The following is a 24752-nucleotide window of genomic DNA, read 5'->3' as shown; positions in this document are numbered from 1 at the left end:
CGCGGTCTCGCTCTCCGGTCGCATTACGACTCCCCTCGGTCAGCCTCGGGAGTGGCCGTGCCCCTCGGATCCTCGGGGAGCCGGTAGGGGTCGTCCCAGAGCAGCGCCAGATGGCGACCGATCAGTGACGAGGCCCTCTCAGAGTCGTCGTCCCGGGCCAGGATGCGCAACTCCCTGACGGCGTCCGGCAGGTCCGTGGCACCTCTTCGCGCCAGCAGGTCGGCGAGATCCCGACGGAAGACTGGATCGTGTCCTTCCCTGCGGTCCCAGATCACCACAGGCACACCGACGCGCAGGCACTCTCCGAGCTCGTCGAACTCCTTCTCCTGCTCCCCACGGCGACGGGGCGGAGAACTGAGCACGACGAGGGCGGGCAGCGGATCCATCAGCAACCGCGCTCGTCCGTCCTCCGGAAACCAGTGTGCACGCCCCTCCTCTCCCCGGGCGAGGTGATCCCATCGTTTCGCCCATCGTCCGTGAGTGTCCGGGCGCTCCATCCGGTCCAGACTGCGCAGCAGGACGGGGTGGTCCTCGCCGAGCACACCGTTCGCGCCGAGCAGGGGACGCTTGGTCCAGCTCTCGACCGGTAGCCCCAGCAGCTCCCGGGGCAGGAAGAACTCCAGCGTGAGGTCGTCCTTGTAGAAATACGCCCAGCCCGTCTCGGCCTCCTCCACCAGGGCCGTGACCCGCTCGGACAGCCGTCTCAGGTCAATGCGCCGGTCCTCACCGCGGACCGGACGGGCAGGGAACGGGCCGAGCTGCCACCAGTGCGACAGCAGGCGCTCCTTGTCGTGGTCCGGGTCGGGCAACGGTTTCACCCGCACCAACAGACCGGCGCCCGGCCGCCAGACGTACGGCGCGTCCGCACCGTTGGGCTGGGTCTGTACGGGCGGCGCGGGAGGGGCGGCCGAAGCTGTGGAGCCCACCGGGGGAGGCGTGCCGAGCGCGGAGGGCTCGCTCCGCTGCGCGGTGGGCGACACGCTGGCGGGGGCCGCTGTGCCGTGCGCGGCCGCCCAGGAAGCAAGCCCGTCCGCCTGCGGGCCCTTGACATGACGGGCGAGCCTGGCGACGAGTTGGACACAGGGCAATGGTTCACCTGGGCGGGCGTTGAACGTCGCCGCGTGCAGCACCGCCAGCCACGGTTCGGCACAGTGTGCAGGCAGCGGCGGCTCGCCGCGGTAGGCCATGACCTCCTGGTAGAGCCAGGGGAGTTCAGGGATCTGCAGTCCGCTCAGGAGATTCATCAGCTCCGCCCATTCCGCAGACGGGAAGAGCGGCACCTCCGTCACCGCGATCGCGGTGCGCACACGCTGGGCCGAAAAGGTGTCACCCTCCACGAGATCGACGGCGCTGCCAAGAGCTTGCCATCCGTTCCGGTGCTCCGACACCGCGGACAACAGGGTCATGAGGTACGTACGGCGGCGCGGGCTCTCCGGAAGGTGCATCCGTACGCCCAGCAACTGCTCCACCACGCCGACGCAGGTCCGTACGGTGCTCATCTCGTCGAACGCCGACAGGCCCTCCAGCGCGTCGAGCAGGATCTTCGACGGGGCCCATGAACCCGTGCCATCCACTTTCGGTGGAAGTGTGTGGCTCATGCACCGTCACCCACGGCCCACAAACGGTCGAGCAGGTGCAACGCGGCCTCGACCGACACCGACTCGGGGGCCAGCAGGATGACCGCTTCCCGCAACGCCGCGCGGCCGTCACGGTGTTGGGTACAGGCACGCACGATCTCAGCCACCTGCATAAAGGCCCGGGACTGCGACTTGACGTTGTGCCGGATCGCCGGGGGCAGCAGGCTCCGCAGGGCGGCCCCGTGGTCCTCGTCGATCTGAGGGATCGCCACCAGTGCCTTCGCCAGGGCGAACTGCTCCGATACCGACGGCACGGACGGCGGCAGCGGTGGCGGTGACACCGGTACGACGGCTCGGGGCCACGCTCTCGCCCCGTCCGGAGAAGCCCCGGTCCCCTCGGCCCGACTGCTGTCGACCGCTCCCCGGACTCTCGGCTCGACGTCGAAGTACGCGGACAGGGCGGTCCACTGCTCCGCCGCCACGTCCAGGGGCAGCATCCACGCGACCCGGGCCCCGCCACGACTGAACGCGGCAGTGACCAGGCCCACCATGCGCTCCGATCGCGGGTCCCACACTCCCGCGCCGCTGAAGCCCTGCTCGACAACGACTCCCGAATCCGCGACGACGTCCAGTTGCCTCCACACTGGACACGGCCCGCCCGCTCCGACCAGCCGGGCCGACACCCAGATCCCGTGGGGTGCCTGCTTCGGATACCCGAACACCCTGAGCGTTCGGCCGTCGGAAGCCGGGCAGCGGCCGGGCACAGCGGTCCGCGTAGCGTGCGGAAAGGGACGGTCCAGAGTCAGTACGGCGAGATCCGTGCGACAGGCCAGATCCGTGCGGTCCTCGCCTGCGAGAGGGCCGATGAGGGGGCCGGTGAACCAGCCGTCGGCGGTCACCTCGGCCGTCCCCGACACACCGGGCCGCCCGGACTCGGCCGGCCGCTCAACCAGGACATGTCCGCGCGGCGGGTCCGCCGGCAAAGCTGCCGCCGTCGAGGAGCCGCCCGTGAGCGCGGTCGTCACGACATGCGCACACGTCACAGCGGTTGTTCCGGTCAGCAGCAGCCCGCCCCCATGGACGACACCGTCCGGCGAACGGACCCTTAATCGCCCCGCAGTCGCCGCGTCCAGCTCGCCCACAGCACCCCCTCCTCCGGACCTCAACGATCACTGATGCTCCGAACACCGAGTTCCTAGGACAGGGATACCCAACTCGTCGGATGGCGACCACCGTGCGGCTCGCCCTCTGCACCGAGAGGAGTGCATACGATCAATCGCGTGACTCTCTTTCATGTGCGACGGGACGCCGCCCTGAGTGCCGATGAAGCGTGGCGGCGGCTCACGCTGTGGGAGCGGCATGCCGATGTGGTGCCGTTGACGCGGATCCGAGTCGTCACGCTGCCGCCGCGTGGGGCGGGCACGGTGTTCGTGGCGCGTACCGGGGTGGGGCAGGTGGCGTTCGACGATCGTATGGAGGTCGTCGTATGGCGGCCGCCGCAGGATCGCACGCCCGGGCTGTGCCGGCTCGTCAAACGCGGCGGCCTCGTCGTCGGATGGGCCGAGATCGAGGTACGGCCGACGACGGGCGGCGGCTCACAGGTGCTGTGGCGGGAAGAGTTGGGGGTGCGAGGGCTGCCACGCACCTTCGACCCCCTGCTGAGGCGGGCAGGCCGGTGGATGTTCGGACGAGCGGTGGACAGACTGCTGTCACATCCGTGAGAACTGAGCCCGTCAGCCGGAGCCCGCAAAGACGGAGTTCACCGTCGCGGTCCAGGTCACCGAGGCCGCCGACGATGGCCGCACCGCGGATGTCCGGGGCCGGGACATCTGGCGGGCCGTCTCGGTCGACGCCGCGCTGCGGCTCGCGGGCGGGGAGGGACCCAAGAAGACGGGCGTACTGGCCCCCGCGGAAGCTTTCGCGGCGCCCGAACTCGTGCGCGCACTCGCCCGGTCGGGCACCTACGCCCTCACCCTGCCCGGCTGACGGTCACGAGACCGGTACCGGGGGACGGCGGCTCGGGCTTATGAGTTCCCATGGGGCCCCGCGATACGCCAGGGCAAAAGCCTGTGGAACGGGTCCGCCCGGAGTTGCGAGACTGGGCCGTATGAACGACATGGGGCGGTTCCGGCAGGCGGTCGTGGAGTGGGCGGCCGGCGGCGCGGAGGCATCGGGGGCGGGCGCGGCCGCGCGGGAGCTGGCGGCCGGCGCCGGGCTGCGGACGGTCGTGCTCGTCGAGGGGGGCAGCGACCAGGTCGCCGTCGAGGCGCTGGCCGCCCGGCACGGGCGGGACCTCGACATGGAGGGGGTCTCGGTCGTGCCGCTCGGCGGCGCGACCAGCGTCGGGCGGTTCGTCGACCTGTGCGGGCCCCAGGGGCTCGACGTACGGCTGGCCGGCCTGTGCGACGTGGCGGAGGAGAGGTTCTTCCGGCGCGCGCTGGAGCGGGCCGGGATCGGTTCGGACCTGGCCGTGGACGACCTCGAATCGCTCGGCTTCTTCCTGTGCGACGCGGACCTGGAGGACGAGCTGATCCGTTCGCTCGGCGCCGACCTCATCCAGCAAGTCGTCGAGGAGCAGGGCGAGATGCGCGCGTTCCGTACCTTCCAGAACCAGCCCGCGCAGCGCGGCTGGTCCGTGGAGCAGCACCTCCACCGCTTCATGGGTACCCATGCCGGCCGCAAGGCCCAGTACGCGCGGGAACTCGTCACCGGCCTGGACCTCGACAGGACACCGCCCCCGCTGGAACGGCTGCTCGCCCACGTCTGACGCGACCGGCCGCCCGGCTCAGACCACCGATCCGCTGCGGTGCGTCGCCATCGAGGGCGGGGGCGGCGTCGGCGATCCGTCGTGGTGGATCGGCGTGTGCGCCCCGGTCAGCGGCGCCCCGCTTCCGCCCCGCCGGTTCGCGACGATCTCCGCGGCGATGGAGAGGGCGGTCTCCTCCGGCGTACGGGCGCCGAGGTCCAGCCCGATGGGTGACCGCAGCCGGGCCAGTTCCCCTTCGGTGACGCCCACTTCGCGGAGGCGTTCGTTGCGGTCGAGGTGCGTGCGCCGGGAACCCATCGCGCCGACGTACGCGACCGGCAGCCGCAGCGCGAGCCGGAGGAGCGGCACGTCGAACTTGGCGTCGTGGGTCAGCACGCACAGGACCGTACGGGCGTCGACCTCCGTGCGCTCCAGGTACCTGTGCGGCCATTCGACGACGATCTCGTCCGCCTCGGGGAAGCGCGCGGCCGTCGCGAAGACGGGGCGCGCGTCGCACACCGTCACGCGGTAGTTCAGGAACGTGCCGACGCGGACCAGGGCGGCGGCGAAGTCGATCGCCCCGAAGACGATCATCCGGGGTGGCGGGACCGAGGACTCGACCAGCACGGTGAGCTGTGCTCCGCACCGGGAGCCCCGCTCCCCGATCTCCAGGGTGCCGGTGCGTCCGGCGTCCAGGAAGGCCCGCGCCTCCCGCGCCACCGTGCGGTCCAGTTCGGGGTGCGCGCCGAAGCCGCCCTCGGACGGGCCGTCGGGGCGTACGAGGAGGGCGCGGCCCAGCAGTTCAGCCGGGCCGGCGACGACGCGCGCCAGCGCCGCCGCCTCCCCGCCGGCCGCGGCGGACAGTGCCGAGGCGAACACCTCGCGGGCGGTGGACGCGGCGTGCACCGGGGTCACCAGGATGTCGATGGTCCCGCCGCACGTCAGGCCCACCGCGAAGGCGTCCTCGTCGCTGTAGCCGAAGCGTTCGAGGGCCGGCTCCCCGTCCTCCAGCGCCTGTCGGCACAGGTCGTAGACGGCGCCCTCCACGCAGCCGCCGGAGACCGAGCCGATCACTGTGCCGTCGGCGGCCACCGCGAGGGCGGCGCCGGGCTGCCGGGGCGCGCTCCCGCCGACGGCCACGACGGTGGCCACGGCGAAGTCGCGGCCCCGCTCGGCCCACCGGTGCAGCTCCTCCGCGATGTCCAGCATCCTCTCGGTCTCCTCTCACCTGCGGGTGCGTCGTGGCTCGTCGCGCCGTTCCCCGCGCCCCTCAGGGGGCGCCTAGTGGACGCCCAGCCAGCTCTCGATGGGGTTCAGGGCGAAGAAGACCAGGAAGATCAGGGTCAGGCCCCACATGAACGCTCCGATCTCCCGGGCCTTGCCCTGGGCGATCCTGATGGCGACGTAGCTGATGACTCCGGCCGCGACACCCGCGGTGATGGAGTACGTGAACGGCATGATCACCACGGTCAGGAAGACCGGGACCGCGGTGGCGCGGTCGGCCCAGTCCACATGGCGGGCGTTCGTCATCATCATCGCGCCGATGACGACCAGGGCCGCCGCCGCGACCTCGCCGGGGACGATCGCCGTCAGCGGGGTGAAGAAGAGACAGGCCGCGAAGAAGAGGCCCGTGACGACCGAGGACAACCCGGTCCGGGCGCCCTCGCCGACACCGGTCGCGGACTCCACGAACACCGTCTGGCCGGACGCGCCCGCGACGCCGCCGATCGCCCCGCCGGCACCGTCGATGAACAGGGCCCTGGACAGACCGGGCATCCGGCCCTTGTCGTCGGCGAGCCCGGCCTCGGTGCCGACGCCGATGATGGTGGCCATCGCGTCGAAGAACCCGGCGAGGACGAGCGTGAAGACGATCATGCCGACCGTCATCGCGCCGACCTCGTCCCAGCCTCCGAACTCGACGTCGCCGAAGATCGAGAAGTCGGGCATCGACACGGCGCTGCCGTGCAGTTCGGGAGCGCCGCCGGCCCACTGCTTCGGGTCGATGACATCGAGCGCGTTGAGGACGACGGCCAGTACGGTGCCGCCGGCGATGCCTATCAGGATGGCGCCGGGGACGCCGCGGGCCTGCAGCATGAAGATGGCGAGCAGGGTCACGGCGAACAGCAGCACGGGCCAGCCCGCCAGTTCGCCGGTGGCCCCGAGCGAGACCGGGGTGGCGTTGCCCGGGTGGACGAAGCCCGCCTTCACCAGGCCGATCAGGGCGACGAACAGGCCGATGCCCATGGTGATCGCGTGCTTCAGCGCCAGCGGGATCGCGTTCATGATCATCTCGCGCAGCCCGGTGACCACCAGGAGCATGATGACCACGCCGTACATCACACACATGCCCATGGCCTGCGGCCAGGTCATCTGCGGCACGACCTGCGAGGAGAGGACCCCGGAGACCGACAGTCCCGCGGCGAGGGCGAGCGGCACCCTGCCGAGGAAGCCCATCAGGAGTGTGGTGAGAGCCGCCGCGAAGGCCGTCGCGGTGATCAGGGCCTGCCGGCCGAGCGTGTCCCCCGCCACGTCCTTGCCGGACAGGATGAGGGGGTTGAGGAGGAGGATGTACGCCATCGCCATGAAGGTGGTGACGCCGCCACGCACCTCCCGCGTGACGGAGCTGCCCCGTGGGGAGATGTGGAAGTAACGGTCGAGCCAGGACCGGCCGGCCGGGACGCGGGTTCCTTCACCCGCGTCGTCGGCGGTGGTCCTGGGCTCCAGTGACTGCTGGGCCATGGTGCCTTCTCCCAAGGTTCATAGGGGCACCCGCGGGTACCGCCGTGGCGGCGCGGGTTTTGGGAAGGTGCACGACCCGGGGGACGGCCCGAGGCGGACAGGGGATCGCGGACAGGGGATCGCGAGGACGAGGTCCCCGCGGACTACGTCCCGGTGAGGTGCTCCGGGCGGACGGGGGTCCGGTCGAGTGCCAGGCCCGTCGCGTCGCGGATCGCCGCGAGGACGGCCGGGGTCGACGAGAGGGTCGGTGCCTCGCCGATGCCACGGAGCCCGTACGGCGCGTGCTCGTCGGCGAGTTCGAGCACGTCGACGGGGATCGTCGGGGTGTCGAGGATCGTGGGGATGAGGTAGTCGGTGAAGGACGGATTCCTGACCTTCGCCGTCTTCGGGTCGACGATGATCTCCTCCATCACGGCGACACCCAGGCCCTGGGTCGTGCCGCCCTGGATCTGGCCGATGACGGACAGCGGGTTGAGCGCCTTGCCGACATCCTGCGCGCAGGCCAGCTCGACGACCTTCACCAGGCCCAGTTCGGTGTCCACCTCGACGACGGCCCGGTGCGCGGCGAACGAGTACTGGACGTGCCCGGAGCCCTGCCCGGTGCGCAGGTCGAAAGCCTCGGTGGGCCGGTGCCGCCACTCCTCCTCGACCTCGACGGCCTCGTCCTCCAGCACGTCCACCAGGTCGGCCAGCACCTCGCCGCCGTCGGTGACGACCTTGCCGCCCTCCAGGAGCAGTTCGGCGGTGGCCCAGGCGGGGTGGTACGTGCCGAGCTTGCGGCGGCCGATCTCCAGGACCTTCTCGCGGACGAGTTCGCACGCGTTCTTGACGGCGCCGCCGGTGACGTACGTCTGGCGGGACGCGGAGGTGGATCCGGCGGATCCCACCTGTGTGTCGGCCGGCTGGATGGTCACCTGGGCGACGCCCAGTTCGGTGCGGGCGATCTGGGCGTGGACGGTCACTCCGCCCTGGCCGACCTCAGCCATCGCGGTGTGGACGGTCGCGACGGGCTCACCGCCGACGACCTCCATGCGGACCTTCGCGGTGGAGTAGTCGTCGAAGCCCTCGGAGAAGCCGACGTTCTTGATGCCGACCGCGTAACCGACACCCCGGACGACGCCCTCGCCGTGCGTGGTGTTGGAGAGGCCGCCGGGCAGCTGGCGGACGTCCGCCGCCTCGCCGGCCGCGAGCCACTGCTGCTCCGGGGGCATCGGCATCGCCTTGACGCGGCGCAGGAGTTCGGCGACCGGGGCGGGCGAGTCGACCGGCTGGCCGGTCGGCATGAGCGTCCCCTGCGACATCGCGTTGAGCTGCCGGAACTCGACCCGGTCCATGCCCACCGCGTCCGCGAGCTTGTCCATCTGCGCCTCGTAGGCGAAGCACGCCTGGACCGCGCCGAAGCCGCGCATGGCGCCGCAGGGCGGGTTGTTGGAGTAGAGGGCGATCGCCTCGATGTCGACGTCGTCGAGCACGTACGGGCCGACCGACAGGGATGCCGCGTTGCCGACGACCGCCGGGGACGCGGAGGCGTACGCGCCGCCGTCCAGGACGATCCGGCACTTCATGTGGGTCAGCCTGCCGTCCTTCGTCGCCCCGTGCTCGTAGTGGAGCTTCGCGGGGTGGCGGTGGACGTGGCCGAAGAAGGACTCGAACCGGTTGTAGACGATCTTGACCGGTTTCCCCGTGCGGAGCGCCAGCAGGCAGGCGTGGATCTGCATGGACAGGTCCTCGCGGCCACCGAAGGCGCCGCCGACTCCGGAGAGCGTCATCCGGACCTTGTCCTCGGGCAGGCCGAGGACCGGGGCGATCTGCCGCAGGTCGGAGTGCAGCCACTGGGTGGCGACGTAGAGGTCGACGCCGCCGTCCTCGGCGGGCACGGCGAGTCCCGACTCGGGGCCCAGGAACGCCTGGTCCTGCATGCCGAAGGTGTACTCGCCCTCGACGATGTGATCGGCGCGCCGCCGGGCCGCCTCGACGTCACCGCGGACGATCGGCTGGCGGTGCACGATGTTCGGGTGCGGCACGTGGCCGATGTGGTGGTCGTCGCGGTTCTCGTGGAGGAGCGGCGCGTCGGGGGCCGTGGCGCTCGACTCGTCGGTGACGACCGGCAGTTCGCGGTACTCCACCTTGATCTTGGCGGCGGCACGGCGGGCGGTCTCGGGGTGGTCGGCGGCCACGATCGCGACGGGCTCGCCGTGGTGGCGGACGCGGCCGTGGGCGAGTACCGGGGTGTCCTGGATCTCCAGGCCGTAGTTCTTCACGTCGGTCGGCAGGTCTTCGTACGTCATGACCGCGTACACGCCGGGCGTCGCGAGGGCCTCGCCGGTGTCGATGGAGAGGATCTCGGCGTGCGCGACCGGGGAGCGCAGGAGCTGGCCCCACAGCATGTCCTCGTGCCACATGTCGGACGAGTACGCGAACTCGCCGGTGACCTTCAGGGTGCCGTCCGGGCGGAGCGTGGACTCACCGATGCCGCCCTTGGTCCGGGAGGCCTGGGTGACCTCGGTGGGGGTGCCGACGGCGGGTTTCGCAGGCACGGTCAGACCACCTCTCCCTGCCGTGCGGCCGCCAGGCGGACCGCGTCCATGATCTTCTCGTAGCCGGTGCAGCGGCAGAGGTTGCCGGAGAGCGCCTCGCGGATGTCCGCGTCGGTCGGCGTGGGGTTGCGTTCCAGCATCTCGTCGGCCGCGACCAGCAGACCGGGGGTGCAGAAGCCGCACTGAACGGCTCCGGCGTCGATGAACGCCTGCTGGACGGGCGCGAGCCCGGAGCCCTCGACGGTGCCGGAAGAGGCGGAGTCGGCACTGCGGCCCTGCTCCGCGGCCCGCTGCTCGGCGAAGGCCGCGAGACCCTCGACGGTCACGACCTCACGGCCCTCGACCTGCCCGGCCGCGACCAGACAGGAACAGACCGGCACGTTGTCGAGGCGGACGGTGCAGGAACCGCACTCGCCCTGCTCGCAGGCGTTCTTCGAGCCCGGCAGGCCCAGGCGCTCCCGCAGCACGTACAGCAGGGACTCGCCCTCCCACACGTCGTCGGCTTCCTGCGGACGGCCGTTGACCGTGAAACTGACACGCATTACGCGACTCCCTCGGTGGCCGCGGCGGTGCCGCGGTACGACTCCCAGGTCCAGGTGAGCGTGCGGCGGGCCATGATGCCGACCGCGTGGCGGCGGTAGCTCGCCGTGCCCCGGACGTCGTCGATGGGGTTGCAGGCGCCGGCGCACAGCTCGGCGAACTGTCTGGCCACCGACGGGGTGATGATTTTGCCGCTGTCCCAGAAGCCGCCCTCCTCCAGCGCCGCGTTCAGGAACTCCTCGGCGGCCTTCGCCCGTACGGGGGTGGGCGCGGCCGAACCGATGCCGGTGCGGACCGTGCGCGTCGCGGGGTGCAGGGCCAGGCCGAAGGCGCACACCGCGATCACCATGGCGTTGCGGGTGCCGACCTTCGAGTACTGCTGCGGGCCGTCCGCCTTCTTGACGTGGACGGCCCTGATGAGTTCGTCGGCGGCGAGCGCGTTGCGCTTGACCCCGGTGTAGAACGCGTCGATCGGGATCAGCCGGGAGCCCCGTACGGATTCCACCTCGACCTCGGCGCCCGCCGCGAGGAGGGCGGGGTGGGCGTCGCCGGCCGGGGAGGCGGTGCCGAGGTTGCCGCCGACCCCGCCGCGGTTGCGGATCTGCGGGGAGGCCACGGTGTGGGAGGCCAGGGCCAGGCCGGGCAGTTCGCCACGGAGATGGTCCATGATCGCCGTGTAGGGGACGGAGGCGCCCAGGCGGACCGACTCCTCGCCGACCTCCCAGTCGCTCAGCTCGCCGATGCGGTTCAGGTCCAGCAGGTGTTCGGGCCGGCGGTGGTCGAAGTTGATCTCGACCATCACGTCGGTGCCGCCCGCAATCGGCACAGCGGTGGGGTGCGCTGCCTTCGCGGCGAGCGCCTCCTCCCAGCTGGCGGGGCGAAGGAAGTCCATGACCGGCTCTCTTCTTCGTCTCGTGGAGCGTGCTCTGAAGCGTGCTGATCAAGCCAGATCGGGTGCTGCGGGCCCGGCTCGTTCATGAGGTGTTCACGTGGAGCGGAGTCAGTACACAGCGCGGTCCACCAACGGGGTCAGTCACCGAAACCATGAAGGAGTTGGCTGGCCAGGGCGCGCATCTTGTAGATTCGTATGAACAGGGGTCATCAGTAACCTCTCGGCTTTCCCCCGGAAACGCCAGACGCAGTCCGCTGCGCGTCGGCCACCGGTCGTAGTCGGTCCTTCCCTCTCCCCTTCATCGGTTCCACCCCCTCCACCGGTTCTCCATCCACCATAGATTTCGAGACAGAACGGCGGCGACGAGATGCGGCTGCGCGCACTGCTGGACACGGACGCGCTGGGCCTGCGGCTGCTCGGCGGCCAGGACGAGCTGGACCGCACCGTGCGGGGCGTGATGACCACGGACCTGCGGGACCCGAGCCGCTACCTCTCGGGCGGCGAGCTGGTGCTCACGGGGCTCGCCTGGCGCCGCGGACCCGCCGACTCCGAGCCCTTCGTACGGATCCTCGCCACCGCCGGGGTCACGGCGCTGGGCGCGGGCGAGGCGGAGCTGGGCGCGATCCCGGACGACCTGGTGACGGCCTGCGCCAGGCACCGGCTGCCGCTGTTCGCCGTCAACGAGTCGGTGGCCTTCGCGACGATCACCGAGCACGTCGTACGGCAGGTGTCCGGTGAACGGGCCGGGGACCTGGCGGCCGTGGTGGACCGGCACCGCAGGATGATGACCTCGGGGCCCGCGGGCGGGGGCCCCGACGTGGTCCTGGACCTGCTCGGTTCCGACCTGGACCTGCGGGCCTGGGTGCTCTCCCCCGCCGGACGCCTCGTCGCCGGCTCGCACCTCACCGAGGCGGGGCTGCCCGCGGGCGTGCGCGCGGCGCTGGCCGGCGAGCACCTGGCCGGCGTCCGCTCGGGCCGCCGCGGGCCGTACCGGGCCACGGTGGGCTCCACGACGTACTCCCTCTTCCCGGTCCGCGGCGGCGGGCGCGGTACGGCGGGTGCGCGCGACGTACGGGAGACGGTGCTGTCGGAGTGGCTGCTCGCGGTCGAGGCGGACGCCGGGGACTGGCCGGCGGAGCGGCTCGACCTGCTGGAGGGCGTGACGCAGCTGATCGCCGTGGAGCGGGAGCGCCGGGACGCGGCGCGCACCGTGCGGCGCAGGCTCGCGCAGGAGGTTCTGGAACTGGTGCAGACCGGAGCCGCGCCCGCCGAGATCGCGGCGCGGCTGCGGGTCGCGGCGCCCGTGCTGCTGCCGGGGCTCGGCGCCGCCCCGCACTGGCAGGTCGTGGTCGCCCGCGTCGAATGGGACGAGCGGGGAGGCGGCGGCGACGCGAGAGGCGGGCCCGCCGGTGCCCCGGCGGCCGAGGCCGGCGGTGGAGCCGGCGCCGGCCGGCGGGCCGCGGGGCCCGAGGGCGGTCCGGTGGCGCAGGCGCTGCTGGAGGAGATCCTGGTCGACCCGCTGTCGTCGGGACCCGAGCCGTCCGACCGGATCGCCGTCGCCCACACGGGTGACGAGGCCGTCGCGCTCGTACCGCTGCCCGCGGTCTCCTCGGAGCACGACGGCTCGGAGACCGGGCTGCACGCCGACGCGATCCTGGAGGCGGTACGCGCCCCGCTGTCGGCGGGGCTGGACGGCGACGGGCGGCTCACGCTCGGCGTCAGCGCGGCCGTGCACTCGGCGGAGGGGCTGCGCGGCGCCCTGGAGGAGGCCCGGCACGCGCGCCGGGTGGCCGCGGCGAGGCCCGGGCGGGTGTGCGCGGCGGGCCACCAGGAGTTGGCGTCCCACGTCCTGCTGCTGCCGTTCGTGCCGGACGACGTGCGCCGTGCCTTCACGGCGCGGCTGCTGGATCCGCTGCGCGAGTACGACCGCCGGCACCGCGCCGAGCTGATCCCGACACTGGAGGCGTTCCTCGACTGTGACGGCTCGTGGACGCGCTGTGCGGCCCGGCTGCATCTGCACGTCAACACGCTGCGGTACCGGGTGGGGCGGATCGAGCAGTTGACGGGCCGGGATCTCTCCCGGCTCGAGGACAAGCTGGACTTCTTCCTGGCCCTGCGGATGAGCTGAGGTCACGGGGCTGCGGCCGGTGCGGCCGCTGTCGCCCGGGCGCGGCGAGGCGCCCGCGGCCGGCACCAAGTGTCGTCTCTGTCCCACGACTTTGTGAAATCCTTCACCCACCCTCTTGGCCGGGCGCGATGATTCGTGCTGAGATGCCGCCACCACTCAACAGCTCAATGGCGTGCTCGGGGAGGGCAACGTGGCGCATCCCGCCATGTCTGGTCACGGAACGACCGCAGGAGACGATCCCCTCCAGACCGCGGTATGGCGGCTGCGCTCACGCGCCTGCTGGGCCGACGCGGCCGCGCTCCTCGAACCACACACGGCGTCGGCCGCCCTGCAACGGGCCTCGTTGCTCGTCGAGCGGTGCCTGTACACCGAGCAGGGGTGGGCGGAGGCGGAGGACGCGCTGCGTACGGCGGAGGCGCTGGCCCAGAGCGACGACGAGCGGGGGGCGGCGGCGTGCGAGCGGGGGCAACTCGCGTACGCGTCCACGCTGCTCGCGGTGCGTGACCGCGCCGACGAGGCGCGGGCCGCGCTCGGGCGGGCCGCGGCCCTGATCGCGCCGGGTGCCCGCGGGCGGGCGCTGCTCGACTTCCGGCGGGGCCTGCTCGCCGAGAACCTCGCCCGTTCCCCGCAGTCCGCGCGCGCCGCCTATCGGCGCGCGCACGCCGGGGCCACCGCGCACGACGACCCGCTGCTGCTCTCCTTCACCTGGCGTCACCTCGCCGGACTCGCCCTGCGCGAGGGCGAGTTGGCGGAGGCGCGGCACGGCTTCGCCGAATCGCTGCGCATCCGGGAGGAGTTGGGCTTCCTGGTCGGTACGGCCCCGGCCCTGGCGTCCCTCGCCGACGCGGAGACCGAACCGGAGGCGTCCCGCCTGCGGGCGGAGGCGGGACGGCTGTTCCGCCTCCTGGGGGGCGTACCGATCTGGCTGGCGGACCAGCTGACGCCACCGGCGGCCACGGCCTGACGACGCGGTTCGCGTCGCGCGGCCTGCCGCCTGCGGGTGGCGGGCGGCGCGGGCGCCCGCTGCCGCGGTACGAGGTATGCGGTACGGCGTTTCCGTTGCGCGGGGCCCGGTCGTCCGCGTCCGCCGGGGTCGGCCTCGCCGTGGCCGCTACGCGCCGCCGGCGAAGTGGTCGCGTACCAGGGACTGTGCCGTCGGGACGTCCTGGGCGGCCAGTGCGTCGAGGAGGGCCGTGTGCTGGGCGGCGTCGGCCTGGAGGTCGGCGCGCGGGCGGCGGGTGGGCGCGCCCGCCAGGGGCCACTGGGCGCGGCGGTGCAGGTCGTCCGCGAGCTGGACCAGCTGGCGGTTGCCCGAGAGGGCGAGGACGGCGGCGTGGAAGGCACGGTCGGACTCGGCGTAGCGCGCGGGGTCGCCGGTGGCCGCCGCGGTCACGGTCGCCTCGGCCAGCGGGCGCAGCTCCGCCCAGCAGGGGGCCGCCACCGTACGGGTCAGCCGCAGCATCACGGGCATCTCCACGAGGGCCCGGATCTCGGCGAGCTCGGCCAGCTCCCGGGCCCCGCGCCGTATGACACGGAAGCCGCGGTTCGGCACGACCTCCACGGCGCCCTCGTTCGCGAGTTGCTGCATGGCCTCGCGCACGGGGGTCGCCGAGACGCCGAAGCGTTCGCCGAGCGCCGGGGCGGAGTAGACCTCACCGGGCGCCAGGTCGCCGGCGACGAGCGCGGAGCGCAGGGCGTCGAGGACCTGGCCGCGGACGGAGGCCCGCTGGATCACGGGGCGGGGCGCCACGGCGGCGAAGGCGGGGCCGGCGCCGGGGTCGGGGGCGGGTGCCGCGGAGGGCGTACGGGGCTCGGGCGTCCCCCGCCCGTACGCGCTCCGCCCACCTCCGGCGTCCGGCTCCTGCGGCTCCCGTACGCCTTCCCGTGTCGCCCGGGGCAACGGGATCGGCGTCTCACTGTGGGTGTGCTCCCCCCGCGCCACGGACTCGCCGGCCCCGGCGCCGTCGGGTTCCGCGAGAACGGCACCGGCCCGCTCCGGGGGAACGGCGCCGGCCCGTTCCGCGGGGACGCCGCCGGCAGGCGTGCCCTCGTCCCGGCGCACCCCTCGCAGGTTCACACCGCCCTGCGACCGCGCCTGCACCGGAACCCACGCGACGTCGGCCCCGCCAGGCGCCTCCGCCGGACGCGCCTCCGCGGAGCGTGCCGGAGCGTCGTCGGGCGTCTCCGGGCGCGCCTCGGCGGGACTGGCCCCGCCGGGCCCGTCCTCCGCCGGACGGGCCTCCACGGGACGGGACCCGCCCGGGCGGCGGCCCCCCGCCGGACGGGACTCCGCCGGACGCGGCTGCGCGGAGCGAGCCCCGCCGGGATCGTCCCCCGCAGGGCGGGCCTCCGCCGGACGGGTCCCCACGGGGTGGGCCGCCCCCGGACGTGCCTCCGCGGAGCGTGCCGGGCCCGCTTCGGGCGGCGACTTCGTGGGCGTCGTCGTGGGGTGGAGCCGGCCGGGGGGCGGTGGCGTGGAGGTGGGGGCCTTGCGGGGAAGTGGCTTCTCCACGGGGGCCTCCTGGCGGGGGGTGACAGCGGTGGGGGTGGGTGGGTGCTTTGTGATCCGACAGAACAGGGTAAACCTCGACCCTATCGGGTAAGGTAAGCCTTACCTGTAGTTGATCGCGAAACGGGGTCCCCTGCATGTCCGCTCCCGCCCCGGCCGAGACCGCGTCCCGTGCCGTCGCGCACGCGGCTCACCCGGCCCGCTCGGCCCTCACCGAGGCGTACACGCGGATGACCGAGGTGCTCCCGGCCCTGGGCGTGACGGAGCTCGCTCCGGACGAACCGGCCCCGACGGGCGACGGACGGTTCGCCGTCGCGGGGCTCGCGGAGGCGGGCGCCGACCTCGACTCCTTCCTCGCCTGGGACGACGAGCAGGTGCTGGCCGACCACGGCCGGCGGGCCCGCCCCGACGTCGTCGCCAGCTTCGGCCTGCACCGGTACGCCTGGCCGGCCTGCCTCCTGATCACCGTGCCGTGGTTCGTGCTGCGCCGCGTCCCCCGTTTCCCCGTGCAGGACGTCACCTTCGAGCGCATGCCCGGCCGTATCGCGGTACGCGTGGGCGAGTTCGCCTGCCTGCCGGACGACCCGGCGGCGGCGCTGCCCGGCGCCCGGGTCGTCCCGGACGAAGAGGCCCTGCGCGCGGAGGTGCGGGCCGCCGTGGCCGAGCACCTGGAGCCGGTCCTCAACGGTTTCGGGCCGCGGATGCGGCGCCGGGGCCGCGCCCTGTGGGCCATGGCGACCGACGAGGTCGTCGAGAGCCTGTGGTACGTCGCCGGCCTCATGGGCGAGCAGCAGCGCGCGACGGTGGAACTGGAACGGCTGTTCCCCGGAGCCACCCGGCCGTACGTCGGCGCCGCCGGCTTCCGCGAGGTGACGAGCGCCGGCGGCCAGTGCCTGCCGACCCGCGACCGGGCGAGCTGCTGCTTCTACTACACCCTCGACGCCGAGGACACCTGCGCCAACTGCCCCCGCAACTCCGAGGCCGTCCGCATCGCGAAGCTGACCGCCCAGGCGGCCGAGGCGGCCGAGGCCGCCGAAGTCGCCGAAGTCGCCGAGGCCGCCGAGGCCGCCGAAGTCGCTTGAGCGGCCCGGGCCGCGGGCTGAGCCCGGCGTTCGCACCGCTCCGCGTCGCGTAAGATCAACTCGGCGCGGACCCGGCTGCCCCGGCCACGGCAGCGGTCGCCAGGTCACGACTGCTTCACAAATTCCTCACTTGGCGCAGGAACTTTCCGTGGAACCACCCGTAAGGGTAATCTAACTCGAACTCAACTCCCGCTCCTCAAGCGGCAGTTCGAGGAGAATGCCGCCCACGCGCATCCCCTTGCACTCTCTTGGCGGCCTCTTGCCCCGAAACCCCCTGAGGACCCGCGGGATTGGGCCACTATGACGGGCGTTACGCCCTATCCCAATGCAAGGGACCCCAGATGAGACTGACCGACATATCGCTGAACTGGCTGCTACCCGGCGCCGTGCTGCTCCTGGGCCTGCTGGCGGCGGTTGCGGTGCTCGCGCGTGGCAAGCGCGCCGGGGAGAAGACGCACGCCGAAGACTCGTGGGAGCGCACGGAGGAGCGCCGCAGGCGCAAGGAGGCCATCTACGGCACCGCCTCCTACGTACTGCTCTTCTGCTGCGCCGCGGTCGCCGCCGCCCTCTCCTTCCACGGCCTGGTCGGCTTCGGCGAGCAGAATCTGAACCTGTCCGGCGGCTGGCAGTACCTGGTGCCGTTCGGCCTGGACGGCGCGGCCATGTTCTGCTCGGTGCTCGCGGTGCGCGAGGCCAGCCACGGTGACGCCGCCCTCGGCTCCCGGATACTCGTGTGGACGTTCGCGGCCGCCGCCGCCTGGTTCAACTGGGTGCACGCCCCCAGGGGTATGGGCCACGCGGGCGCCCCGCACTTCTTCGCCGGCATGTCCCTGTCGGCCGCCGTGCTGTTCGACCGCGCGCTGAAGCAGACCCGTCGTGCCGCCCTCCGTGAGCAGGGCCTGGTGCCCCGGCCGCTGCCGCAGATCCGGATCGTACGGTGGCTGCGTGCCCCTCGTGAGACCTACGGCGCCTGGTCGCTGATGCTGCTGGAGAACGTGCGCAGCCTGGACGAGGCGGTCGAGGAGGTCCGTGAGGACAAGCGGGAGAAGGAAGCGAACCGCCTGCGCCGTCGCGACCAGGAGAAGCTGGACCGTGCCCGCATCAAGGCGATCACCCGCGGCCACCGCGGAATGATCGGCCGCGGCGGCCGTCAGGCGGAACTGCAGCCGGCCCAAGCGGCCCCCCAGGTCGCCGCGGAGCCTGCCATATCAACGCCCGAACTGCCTCAACGCGCCGCCCGACCCTCGTTGCAGCCCGTCCGCCGCGCCGGTGAGCCGTCGACGGTCGACCTGACCGCGGAGGACGACACCATGGCCCTCCCGCGGCTCGACTCGCTCGAGCGCAAGCTGAAGGACCTGGAGCAGCAGTTCGGCTGAGCGCGACCCGGACCGTACGACGGTCCGACCACGGACGGGGGCGCGGCAGTTCATGCCGCGCCCCCGTCCAGTTCGAACCACACCGCCTTCCCCACCCCGTGCGTGCGGACGCCCCACGCGTCCGCGAGCGACTGCACCAGGACCAGACCCCTGCCGTGCGTACCGTCGTTCACGTCCGGTACCCGGAGCCTCGGCCTGCGCGCCTCGAAGTCCCGCACCTCCACCCGCAGTCCGCGCGGGCCGACGGTCGCCGTCAGCAGCGCCTCCTGGTCGGTGTGCACGAGCGCGTTGGTCACGATCTCGCTGGTCAGCAGCTCCGCCGTCTCGGACCTGCCGGGCCGCCCCCAGTGGGCGAGCAGTTCCCGCAGCGCCCTGCGGACCTCGGGCACCGCCCGGAGGTCGCAGCGCCGGAGCCTGCGCCTCAGTTGCCAGGAGCCCTGCTGGTCGGGCGCGCTCCGTGCCGTGTCCCCCACGGCCGTGGCCGTCTTCACCGTCTCCCCCGAGGAGGCCCCGGGTAAAACGGGACCGCCTCCTCGTGCATACCTGTTCATGACCCCCGCCGCGCTGTCGGTTCCCCTCGAACACGTTCACGGAATGCATGCCCCGCCCGGAATGGCGGCAGTCATGTCGAAACGTCAAGCACGTGGCGTACGGCCGCCGATGGCACATGCCCGGCACGCACCCACCCGCAACGGGCCACCCCCGCACGGGCGTACGGAGGGCCACGGCGGCGCCGAACGGTGGCGGACGGGTCGGCAGGGCGTACACCGGCCGGCCCGCGGAGCGCGGCGGACCGGGCGGCTCCCGCGTGCGCGCTGCCGGCGGAAAGCCCTGCTCGACAGGTGAATTGCGCTGGGACGCCGGCTGCTCCGCGGCAGTCGTGCCGTCGGATGCGGTCGCAGCGGCGCGACCGGCCGCCCGGCCCGCGACGCGCCACGACGCTCCCGCCCCACCGGAGAGGCGGGAGAAGCTACCGCGAAGGAGACGGCCCGGGCCGTCTGGTGCGCGGGCCGACGGCGAACCCGGCGGTGGTCTACCACGTGCGGGCGACGTCTGCGCCCGGTCGGGCGACTGTCGCCGTTCGGCCGGTCTGCGGACACGTGCCTGCCGCACCGGCCGTACGCGAACCGGTCGGGGACGGGCGGGAAAGCTGACGACTCGGTCCTGGTCGAGTGGGAACGGCGGGGCCGTGGTGGCCCCGCCGCCCTTCCCCGCCCCCCTCTTCGTCGGGGCCGCCCTCTCGACCCCCGTGGCGGGAGGGCGGCCCCGGCTCCATCGGTCCGGCGGCGCCCGGCGCGACACCAGAAGCATCAGCCGTCACTCGGGGCATGCGCAACCGACGGGGATGTTTCCGCCACGGTGGAACCATCCCATCCCCCCTGACGTGCAGGTATATGGAGTGCCTGGGATGCCCTTCCGGGACGGGACACGCCCCTTCGCCGGGGGCGACGACGAGTGCGGGGGAACGGTGTCGACTCGGGACGACGACGTCGAGGAGTTCGCGGCACTGCTGAGACGTCTGAAGGCGCGGACGGACCGCAGTTACGGCGCCCTGGCGCGCCGGGTGCACATGAACACCTCGACGCTGCACCGCTACTGCGCCGGTGACGCGGTGCCGCTCGACTTCGCACCCGTGGAGCGGTTCGCCGCGCTGTGCGGGGCGACGCCGGCCGAGCGACTCGAACTCCACCGGTTGTGGATCCTGGCGGTCGCGGCCCGGCAGCGGCCGCGTACACCCACGGGTCCGGCGGCCGGCCCGGCACCGGACACGCCGGAGGACGCGCGTCCGCCGGAAGAGGCCGCGCAGGGGGAGAGCGAGCCGCAGCCGCCCGCATCGGACACACCCGACCCGCACCCACCGACGGAACCCGTTTCCGCAGCCGCGCCCGAACCCGTGACCGCACCCGCACCCGTGAACGACCCCCGCGTGGGCGTCAGAGCCGGAGTAGGAGCCAGGTTGCGCCGGCGGCGGGTCGCCGTCGCCGTCGCGGTGGTGTCCGCGCTGCTCGCCACGCTGGGCGGTCTGTCGGCCCTCTCCGGCGACGGGTCCTCCGACGACGCCTCCCGGACCGTCGAGCCGTCCCCGACCACGGCGGCCACCTCGGGCGGACGGCACGGCCCGTCGACGAGCCCCTCCCCCGGCCGGACCGGCCCCTCGTCCTCGGCCGGCACCGGCGGTGGGGCGTCCGCGTCCCCCGGCGACGGAAGGAGCGGCGCTCCTTCGAAGAACCCGAAGGACCCGAAGGGCGCCGAGGACACCGGCGGCACGAAGCCGAAAGGCGGCGGATCCGGCGCCGTACCGCTCACCTGGACCGCGAACTCGCAGGCGTGGAAGCTGGGTTGCGGCCACGACTACGTCATCCGCAAGGACCCGCGGCAGGTTCCGCCGCCGCCCGCCCCGCAGGACGCCGGGACCTGGGCGGCGACCCAGGGCGCGGTGCACGGGCAGGAGACGAACGTGGAGATCTCGGTGCAGGGCCGGACCCCCACAGCGGTCGTCCTGACGGCGCTGCGCGTCCGGGTGGTCGGCCGCACCGCGCCCGTACCCGGCACCGTCTACTCCATGGACCAGGGCTGCGGCGGCGCCGTCACCCCCCGCTCCTTCGCCGTCGACCTGGACAAGGACCGCCCGATCGCCCGCTCCGTCCCCGGCAACGACACGGGCACGCCGATCCCGGCGGTGCGCATGCCCTACCGGGTGTCCGCCGAGGACCCGGAGGTGCTCCTGGTCACCGCACGGACACAGACGTGCGGCTGCGCCTGGTACCTCGAACTCGACTGGTCCTCCGAGGGACGCACCGGCACGGTCCGCATCGACGACGGCGGCCGTCCGTTCCGTACGAGCAGCATCAAGGGGCTGCCGCGCTACTGGTACGCCTCGGAGGGCGCGGAGCGCAAGTGGGTGCTCGCCGACTGAGCGGGTGTCCCGCAGGTGTCCCTACGGCCGGGGCACGTTACGGAGGTTGGAACGGGCCATCTGGACCATACGGCCCACTCCCCCGTCCAGGACGATCTTCGACGCCGACAGGGCGAAGCCCGTGACCATCTCCTTGCTGATCTTCGGCGGGATGGACAGGGCGTTCGGGTCGGTGACGATGTCGACGAGGGCCGGTCCCTTGTGCCGGAAGGCGTCCTTGAGCGCGCCCGCGAGTTGCTTGGGCTTCTCGACGCGCACGCCATACGCACCGCAGGCCCGCGCGACGGCGGCGAAGTCCGGGTTCTTGTTGGCCGTCCCGTACGAGGGGAGCCCGGCGACCAGCATCTCCAGCTCGACCATGCCCAGCGAGGAGTTGTTGAAGAGGACGACCTTCACCGGCAGGTCGTACTGGACGAGGGTGAGGAAGTCGCCCATCAGCATGGAGAATCCGCCGTCGCCGGACATCGAGACGACCTGCCGGCCACGGTCGGTGAACTGGGCGCCGATGGCCTGTGGCAACGCGTTCGCCATGGAACCGTGCGAGAAGGAGCCGATGATGCGGCGGCGGCCGTTGGGTGAGATGTAACGGGCCGCCCACACGTTGCACATGCCGGTGTCCACCGTGAACACCGCGTCGTCGTCGGCGAGTTCGTCGAGCACGGCGGCGACGTACTCCGGGTGGATCGGGACGTGCTTGTCGACCTTGCGCGTATACGCCTTGACGACGCCTTCGAGCGCGTCGGCGTGTTTCTTGAGCATCTTGTCGAGGAAACGGCGGTTGCTCTTGGGGCTCACCTTCGGGGTGAGGCAGCGCAGCGTCTCCTTCACGTCGCCCCACACCGCCAGGTCCAGCTTCGAGCGCCGGCCGAGACGCTCGGGCCGCACGTCCACCTGGGCGATCTTGACGTCGTCGGGGAGGAACGCGTTGTACGGGAAGTCGGTGCCCAGCAGGATCAGCAGGTCGCACTCGTGGGTGGCCTCGTAGGCGGCGCCGTACCCGAGGAGTCCGCTCATGCCGACGTCGTACGGGTTGTCGTACTGGATCCACTCCTTGCCGCGCAGGGCGTGCCCGACCGGGGACTTGATCTTCTCGGCGAACGCCATGACCTCGGCGTGCGCGCCCGCGGTGCCGCTGCCGCAGAAGAGGGTGACCTTGTCGGCCTCGTCGATCATCGCGGCGAGCCTGTCGATCTCGGTGTCGCCGGGGCGCACGGTGGGGCGGGAGGTGACGAGAGCGGTCTCGGCGGCCGTGTCCGGGGCGGGCTCGTCGGCGATGTCGCCCGGCAGTGTCACCACGCTCACGCCGCCCTGGCCGACCGCGTGCTGGATGGCGGTCTGCAGCAGCCGGGGCATCTGCCGCGGGTTGGAGATCATCTCGCTGTAGTGGCTGCACTCGCGGAACAGCTGGTCGGGGTGGGTCTCCTGGAAGAAGCCGAGGCCGATCTCGCTGGACGGGATGTGCGAGGCGAGGGCGAGTACGGGGGCCATGGAGCGGTGGGCGTCGTACAGGCCGTTGATGAGGTGCAGGTTTCCCGGGCCGCAGGAGCCCGCGCAGGCGCCGAGTCTGCCGCTGACCTGGGCCTCGGCGCCTGCGGCGAAGGCCGCCGTCTCCTCGTGCCGGACGTGGATCCAGTCGATGGCGGAGTTGCGGCGGATGGCGTCGACGACCGGGTTGAGGCTGTCGCCGACGACTCCGTACAGGCGCCTGACGGCGGCGCGGACGAGGATGTCGACGAACTGCTCGGCGACGTTCTGCTTGGCCATGGGTCACGCGCCCCTTGCTGTCGTTCGTTCGCTGTGGTTCGTTCGCTGTCGGGCGACGCACCCCGTGCACGCCCTGTCCCATGAATTCACAGCGGGCGCGGTTACGCCTCCCAAACGGCGGCGGCGGTCCGGTCGTCGGCGTATCCCTTGACCCGGACCGTGCTGTCCGCGAGGAACGCGGCGAGGCCGGGCGGGCTGCCCTCCGACCAGCGGGCGGTGAGGTGTTCGACCAGGCGCGGTTCGCCGCGCAGGGGTTCGGCGAAACCGCTGCTGCACAGGAGGAGCGCGTCGCCCGGGCGGGCGACGGAGGCGCGGAAGCGGAAGGGCGCGCGGGGCGGCGGTTCGGGCGCCGGTTCGTACGGGCTCGGGGGTGTGGCGATGTTCAGGTCCATGGTGAGACGGTCGCCGTCGGGCGTCTCGTGGGGCGGCGAGCCGAAGCCGACGACGGGTTCGCCCGCGGTGTCGGCGACGCGCGGCTCGATGTCCTGCCACTCGCCGTCCCTGAGCCGGAAGAGGCCGCCAGGTCCGACGCCGAAGAAGACGCGCGTACGGCACTCGGGGTCGGCGGGGAGCAGGAGGCAGCGCAGGCTCGCGGTGTACTCCTCCGGTTCCACGCCCTGCTCGGCGGCGCTGGCCCGCAGTTTGCCGAGGCTGCGGTCGGTGAGGCGGTGCAGGCCCGACTTCAGGTCGCCCCGGCGGGCGGCCCTGATGTCCTCGGCGAGCCGGGCGTGGCTGCGGCCGACGGCGCGGCCGATCCACTGGCACGCCTCGGCGGCGGCGCGGTGGGCGTCGGGGGTGGCGCGGGCGCCGGTCGCCATGGCCACCAGGACCAGGGCTCCGTCGCCGGTGCCGAAACGGGCGGTGAGCAGGGAGTCCCTGCGGGGCTCGCCCCGGTAGCGGGCCGAGTCCCCGCGCACCGAGACGGCTCGCAGGGTGCACGTCCCGTACGACGCCCCGTCCAGCACGGTGTCGGCCACGAGGTCGTCGAGGTCGTCCGGGTCGGCGGGTGGCAGCGCGGTGGGTTCGGGGTCGTAGGTGGGCGGGCCGGAGCCGACGTGGTCGACGGGGGCGGGGGTGTCGGGCACCTGGAGGAGGGGCTGGTCGGACGAGGGGTCCTCCGGGGGTTCGGCCGGTGGGGTGGGTGTGGTTGACCGGCCGGGGGACGGGGTGCCCGCGGTCGGGGGTGGGGCGATGGTGGGCGGGCCGCCCAGGGCTTGAGACCACTCGGCTGCCGTGGGGGCGGGGTCCTCGTCGGCGGGGTCGGCGGGGCAGGCGGCGGACCGGGGCTCGTCGGCAGGCGTCCCCGGGGTCGGCGGGTGGGAGGTCGGTGCCGTCGATCCCGGTACTTCCGTGGAGATGGCGGTGGGTGGTGCCGCCGGCTCAGGGGCCGATGGGAAGGTGGCCGGGCCCGGCGGTTCGGTGGGCGGGGCTTCCCAGGGGGCGCGCTGCCGCTGGGGCCCGCTGCGGCGTGGAGTGTCGGTGTGGGTGTCGGACCGACGGTCGCCTGTGGCGGGGGGCGGTGGGCTGGGGGCGGGATCCCGTGGGTCGGCTGTCCACGGGCCGTGGGCCGCCCACGGCGCTGCGGGCCGCCCGGCGCCGCGCGCGCTCCCGGCGCCCGGCGTCCGCGCCGCCGGGCCGCTCGGGGGCCACCAGGGTGGGGGGTCCGTTTCCGCGGGCCCTGCGGGGCGGGTTCGGGGGGTGCCGGGTTGTGGGTCGACCTGCCCTCGTGGGGGCTCAGCGCGCAGTTCCCCGCGCCCCTGACGGGGCGTGTCGGCGGGGTCCGCCACCCGACCAGGGTCAGTCCCCGCGGGAGGCGTGCGGTCGTCGTCCACCGGCCGTTGTGAGGGCTGAGCGCGCAGTTCCCCGCGCCCCTGACGGGGCGTGTCGGCGGGGTCCGCCACCCGACCAGGGTCAGTCCCCGCGGGAGGCGTGCGGTCGTCGTCCA

18 protein-coding genes are annotated in these 24752 nt (G+C 73.1%); 7 read left to right on the top strand and 11 right to left on the bottom strand.

The features are described 5' to 3' along the window. Window positions 1-23: 23 nt before the first annotated feature. Both ACFYXC_RS05045 and ACFYXC_RS05040 read right to left on the bottom strand, forming a co-directional pair. Complete coding sequence (locus ACFYXC_RS05045) at window positions 24-1574, bottom strand: hypothetical protein (protein WP_389547065.1); 1551 nt, start codon at window positions 1572-1574, stop codon at window positions 24-26. Window positions 1575-1594: 20 nt separating this feature from the next. Continuing rightward, complete coding sequence (locus tag ACFYXC_RS05040; RefSeq protein ID WP_389547062.1) at window positions 1595-2719, bottom strand: trypsin-like peptidase domain-containing protein; 1125 nt, start codon at window positions 2717-2719, stop codon at window positions 1595-1597. Between the two features lie 138 nt (window positions 2720-2857). Between ACFYXC_RS05040 and ACFYXC_RS05035 the strand changes: the two genes are divergently transcribed. Continuing rightward, window positions 2858-3298, top strand: coding sequence for an SRPBCC family protein (locus tag ACFYXC_RS05035; RefSeq protein WP_389547059.1), 441 nt, complete (start codon window positions 2858-2860; stop codon window positions 3296-3298). Window positions 3299-3684: 386 nt separating this feature from the next. Beyond that, window positions 3685-4344 carry a TOPRIM nucleotidyl transferase/hydrolase domain-containing protein gene (locus tag ACFYXC_RS05030; RefSeq protein WP_389547056.1) on the top strand — a complete coding sequence of 220 codons (660 nt, stop codon included), beginning with the start codon at window positions 3685-3687 and terminating at the stop codon, window positions 4342-4344. A gap of 18 nt (window positions 4345-4362) precedes the next feature. On the opposite strand, the gene ACFYXC_RS05025 is transcribed toward ACFYXC_RS05030, so the two are convergent. The 5 genes from ACFYXC_RS05025 to ACFYXC_RS05005 form a co-directional block, all read right to left on the bottom strand. Continuing rightward, entirely contained in the window at window positions 4363-5532 is a 1170-nt protein-coding gene (locus tag ACFYXC_RS05025) for an XdhC family protein (protein WP_389547054.1), read from the bottom strand. A 72-nt stretch (window positions 5533-5604) separates the two neighbouring features. Continuing rightward, a complete protein-coding gene (locus tag ACFYXC_RS05020) occupies window positions 5605-7062 on the bottom strand; it encodes an NCS2 family permease (RefSeq protein WP_389547051.1) in 1458 nt (485 codons plus the stop codon). A gap of 143 nt (window positions 7063-7205) precedes the next feature. Further along, window positions 7206-9599, bottom strand: coding sequence for a xanthine dehydrogenase family protein molybdopterin-binding subunit (locus tag ACFYXC_RS05015; protein WP_389547048.1), 2394 nt, complete (start codon window positions 9597-9599; stop codon window positions 7206-7208). Window positions 9600-9601: 2 nt separating this feature from the next. Further along, window positions 9602-10141: a (2Fe-2S)-binding protein gene (locus ACFYXC_RS05010; RefSeq protein ID WP_389547046.1), complete on the bottom strand. Its 540-nt coding sequence runs from the start codon at window positions 10139-10141 to the stop codon at window positions 9602-9604. After that, window positions 10141-11031, bottom strand: a complete 891-nt coding sequence (locus ACFYXC_RS05005) for an FAD binding domain-containing protein (RefSeq protein ID WP_389547043.1) — start codon at window positions 11029-11031, stop codon at window positions 10141-10143. The genes ACFYXC_RS05010 and ACFYXC_RS05005 overlap by 1 nt, the downstream gene beginning before the upstream one ends. A 367-nt stretch (window positions 11032-11398) precedes the next feature. Between ACFYXC_RS05005 and ACFYXC_RS05000 the strand changes: the two genes are divergently transcribed. Continuing rightward, window positions 11399-13159: a PucR family transcriptional regulator gene (locus ACFYXC_RS05000; RefSeq protein WP_389547040.1), complete on the top strand. Its 1761-nt coding sequence runs from the start codon at window positions 11399-11401 to the stop codon at window positions 13157-13159. Window positions 13160-13349: 190 nt separating this feature from the next. Further along, on the top strand, window positions 13350-14123 hold the full coding sequence (locus tag ACFYXC_RS04995; RefSeq protein WP_388907843.1) for a hypothetical protein: 774 nt from the start codon (window positions 13350-13352) through the stop codon (window positions 14121-14123). 147 nt (window positions 14124-14270) lie between these two features. Here the strand turns inward: ACFYXC_RS04995 and ACFYXC_RS04990 are convergent, their stop codons facing one another. Further along, a complete protein-coding gene (locus tag ACFYXC_RS04990; RefSeq protein WP_389548381.1) occupies window positions 14271-15221 on the bottom strand; it encodes an FCD domain-containing protein in 951 nt (316 codons plus the stop codon). A gap of 584 nt (window positions 15222-15805) precedes the next feature. Between ACFYXC_RS04990 and ACFYXC_RS04985 the strand changes: the two genes are divergently transcribed. Both ACFYXC_RS04985 and ACFYXC_RS04980 read left to right on the top strand, forming a co-directional pair. Then, the gene (locus tag ACFYXC_RS04985) at window positions 15806-16750 is read left to right on the top strand and encodes a (2Fe-2S)-binding protein (RefSeq protein WP_389547037.1); all 945 of its coding nucleotides are present in this window, start codon (window positions 15806-15808) and stop codon (window positions 16748-16750) included. 341 nt (window positions 16751-17091) lie between these two features. Further along, entirely contained in the window at window positions 17092-18126 is a 1035-nt protein-coding gene (locus ACFYXC_RS04980; protein ID WP_388907847.1) for a DUF2637 domain-containing protein, read from the top strand. A 50-nt stretch (window positions 18127-18176) separates the two neighbouring features. Here the strand turns inward: ACFYXC_RS04980 and ACFYXC_RS04975 are convergent, their stop codons facing one another. Beyond that, on the bottom strand, window positions 18177-18599 hold the full coding sequence (locus ACFYXC_RS04975; protein ID WP_388908359.1) for an ATP-binding protein: 423 nt from the start codon (window positions 18597-18599) through the stop codon (window positions 18177-18179). Between the two features lie 935 nt (window positions 18600-19534). Between ACFYXC_RS04975 and ACFYXC_RS04970 the strand changes: the two genes are divergently transcribed. Next, on the top strand, window positions 19535-21043 hold the full coding sequence (locus ACFYXC_RS04970; protein WP_389547034.1) for a helix-turn-helix domain-containing protein: 1509 nt from the start codon (window positions 19535-19537) through the stop codon (window positions 21041-21043). 21 nt (window positions 21044-21064) lie between these two features. Here the strand turns inward: ACFYXC_RS04970 and ACFYXC_RS04965 are convergent, their stop codons facing one another. Both ACFYXC_RS04965 and ACFYXC_RS04960 read right to left on the bottom strand, forming a co-directional pair. Next, a complete protein-coding gene (locus ACFYXC_RS04965) occupies window positions 21065-22807 on the bottom strand; it encodes a pyruvate dehydrogenase (protein ID WP_389547031.1) in 1743 nt (580 codons plus the stop codon). Between the two features lie 101 nt (window positions 22808-22908). Further along, on the bottom strand, window positions 22909-23892 hold the full coding sequence (locus ACFYXC_RS04960) for a protein phosphatase 2C domain-containing protein (protein WP_389547028.1): 984 nt from the start codon (window positions 23890-23892) through the stop codon (window positions 22909-22911). Window positions 23893-24752: the final 860 nt, after the last annotated feature.

This window comes from Streptomyces sp. NPDC002701 (assembly GCF_042889045.1).
Taxonomy (GTDB): domain Bacteria; phylum Actinomycetota; class Actinomycetes; order Streptomycetales; family Streptomycetaceae; genus Streptomyces.
The sequence above is the reverse complement of the archived record's forward strand: the minus strand, read 5'-3'. Positions and strand labels throughout refer to the sequence as shown.

Excerpts from the sequence above, each read along its gene's own strand:
- ACFYXC_RS05030 (WP_389547056.1), top strand. The coding sequence starts at position 3,685 with ATGAACGACATGGGGCGGTTCCGGCAGGCGGTCGTGGAGTGGGCGGCC.
- ACFYXC_RS05025 (WP_389547054.1), bottom strand. The coding sequence starts at position 5,532 with ATGCTGGACATCGCGGAGGAGCTGCACCGGTGGGCCGAGCGGGGCCGC.
- ACFYXC_RS05020 (WP_389547051.1), bottom strand. The coding sequence starts at position 7,062 with ATGGCCCAGCAGTCACTGGAGCCCAGGACCACCGCCGACGACGCGGGT.
- ACFYXC_RS05010 (WP_389547046.1), bottom strand. The coding sequence starts at position 10,141 with ATGCGTGTCAGTTTCACGGTCAACGGCCGTCCGCAGGAAGCCGACGAC.
- ACFYXC_RS05005 (WP_389547043.1), bottom strand. The coding sequence starts at position 11,031 with ATGGACTTCCTTCGCCCCGCCAGCTGGGAGGAGGCGCTCGCCGCGAAG.
- ACFYXC_RS05000 (WP_389547040.1), top strand. The coding sequence starts at position 11,399 with ATGCGGCTGCGCGCACTGCTGGACACGGACGCGCTGGGCCTGCGGCTG.
- ACFYXC_RS04985 (WP_389547037.1), top strand. The coding sequence starts at position 15,806 with ATGTCCGCTCCCGCCCCGGCCGAGACCGCGTCCCGTGCCGTCGCGCAC.
- ACFYXC_RS04980 (WP_388907847.1), top strand. The coding sequence starts at position 17,092 with ATGAGACTGACCGACATATCGCTGAACTGGCTGCTACCCGGCGCCGTG.
- ACFYXC_RS04970 (WP_389547034.1), top strand. The coding sequence starts at position 19,535 with ATGCCCTTCCGGGACGGGACACGCCCCTTCGCCGGGGGCGACGACGAG.
- ACFYXC_RS04965 (WP_389547031.1), bottom strand. The coding sequence starts at position 22,807 with ATGGCCAAGCAGAACGTCGCCGAGCAGTTCGTCGACATCCTCGTCCGC.